This window comes from Streptomyces sp. NPDC059398 (assembly GCF_042751845.1).
Classification (GTDB): domain Bacteria; phylum Actinomycetota; class Actinomycetes; order Streptomycetales; family Streptomycetaceae; genus Streptomyces.
In genome coordinates this window covers 1-2291 of record NZ_JBHYWP010000081.1, presented here as the reverse complement: position 1 = coordinate 2291, position 2291 = coordinate 1, and the positions used below count along the sequence as shown (strand labels likewise).

Genomic DNA, 2291 nt, shown 5'->3' with positions numbered 1-2291 from the left:
GGAAAAAAAACCCTCGGTCCCATCTAAAACAACCCTCCCCCCTAATTTAACGCCCCCCCCCCTTAATCGACCCCCCCCCCCCCCCTTCTGCGTGTGTCCGCCCCTTTGCCCGTCCGTGCGACTCCTGTGAAGAAGGCCCCGCCTACGGGAAGTTGGGACTCGTTCATGTTTCACTTACCGCGTTGCGGGAAGTCGACAAAACGCTGAAGTGACCTAGTCGGCAGCGATATACCAGGTGTGCGCGAGTTGCACGTAGTGGGACGATGGTGCTTATGGGGGACAGGGCAACTCTGTTGGAGACAGGGCGGTTTGTGCAGAAGCACGCCGATGACGGCCACGACGCCGTCGACGCGCAGGAGACGGCCGACGTCGAGACCGAGGCTCGGCACCGGAGCGGTGCCGAGAGCGGTGAAGCCGCGTCGATGAGCGTCCTGGGCGCACTGCTGCTGCGCCGCGGGGACCTCGACGGCGCGGAGCGGTGGCTGCGCGCCGCCACCGCGGAGGGGGACCGGGCCGCCGCCAACAACCTGGGCGTACTGCTGCACCAGCGGGGCTACGCGGACGAGGCGGCCGGCTGGTGGCGTATCGCCGCCGTCGCGGGCTCCGCTGCCGCGGCCCACGCACTGGGCAGGCACCACAGAGAGCGCGGGGACGAGCCCGCAGCCGAGTACTGGCTGCGCCAGTCCGCCGAGTCGGGCCACGCGCTGGGGGCGTACGCCCTCGCCGACCTCCTTGAGCACCGCGGCGACATCGGCGCGGAGCGCTGGCTGCGCGCCGCCGCGGAGCAGGGACACCGGGAGGCCGCCTACCGGCTGGCGCGCGCCCTGGACCGCGCGGCCGAGGGGAAGGACCCGGCGGCCGAGGCCGAGCGGTGGTACCGGCAGGCCGCCGCGCGCGGCCACCGGCGCGCCGCGCTGCACCTCGGCGTGATCCTGGAGAAGCGCGGCGACCTCAAGGAGGCCGGCCGCTGGTATCTGACGTCCGCCAAGGACGGCGAGGCCCGCGCGGCCTGCGCACTCGGCTTTCTGCTGCGTGACGCGGGCGACGAGGAGAGCGCCGCCGTCTGGTGGCTGCGCGCGGCCCAGGACGGCGACGGGAACGCCGCCAACGCCCTGGGGGCCCTGCACGCCGCCCGGGGCGAGAAGCAGACCGCCGAGCGCTGGTACCGGGCCGCCATGGACGCGGGCGACGTCAACGGCGCGTACAACCTGGCCCTGCTCTGCGCCGCCCAGAAGCGGACGGCGCAGGCCGAGCAGTGGTACCGCCGCGCCGCCTACGCCGGGCACCGCGAGGCGGCCAACGCGCTCGCCGTGCTGCTCCTGCAGAACGGCGACCCGGCCGGCGCCGAGCCGTGGTTCTCCAAGGCCGCCGAGGCGGGCAGCGTGGACGCCGCCTTCAACCTGGGCATCCTGCACGCGGGCCGGGACGACGACCGGGGCGCCCTCGTCTGGTACGAGCGGGCCGCCGCGGCGGGCCACACCGAGGCGGCGCTCCAGGTCGGCATAGCGCTGCTCAGGGACGGCGAGGAGCACACCGCGGAGCGTCACCTGCGCTGCGCGGCGGGCGGCGGCAGCACCGAGGCCGCCTTCCGGCTCGGTGCGCTGCTCGACGCCAGGATGCCGCCGCCGGGGCCGCCGGTCCTGGGCGAGCCCGTCACCGACAAGAGCGAGTGCGAGGAGTGGTACGAGCGCGCCGCCGAGCAGGGGCACCGCCGCGCCCAGGTCCGGGTCGGCATGCTCGCCGCCTCCCGCAACGACGTCGAGGCCGCGGCCGGCTGGTACCGCGAGGCCGCCGAGGCGGGCAGCCGTAACGGCGCCTTCAACCTCGGGCTGCTGCTGGCCCGCGAGGGCAACGAGCGCGAGGCGGGTCTCTGGTGGGCCAGGGCGGCCAACGCCGGACACGGCCGGGCCGCGCTGCGCCTCGCGCTGCTCGCCATCCGCCGTGGTGAGCTGGGCGAAGGGCAGAAGTGGTGCAACCGCGCCGTGGAGCTCGGGCCCGCCGAGGTCGCCGAGCGGGCGGCACGGCTCAGCGAGGCGCTGCGCCAGGAGCTCACCGCGTGAGGGCGAGACGGTGCGGCGCCGCGATCGCCCGACCGCCCCCGCGGGAACAGATTTGCACTGGTCGGCGGCCCCACGTACAGTTGCGAACACAACGGCGCGGGGTGGAGCAGCTCGGTAGCTCGCTGGGCTCATAACCCAGAGGTCGCAGGTTCAAATCCTGTCCCCGCTACTGAAGACCGAAGGCCCGGACTCGGTAGAGTGCCGGCCCGCCGCATGATCCGGAAAATTACG

Annotated in this window: 1 protein-coding gene and 1 tRNA gene; both read left to right on the top strand. The window is 73.8% G+C overall.

The window, feature by feature from the left end; genetic code table 11:
• Positions 1-263: 263 nt before the first annotated feature.
• Complete coding sequence (locus ACFXBC_RS25320) at positions 264-2060, top strand: tetratricopeptide repeat protein (RefSeq protein WP_385028747.1); 1797 nt, start codon at positions 264-266, stop codon at positions 2058-2060.
• Between the two features lie 95 nt (positions 2061-2155).
• Positions 2156-2229 (top strand) — tRNA-Met (locus tag ACFXBC_RS25315).
• Positions 2230-2291: the final 62 nt, after the last annotated feature.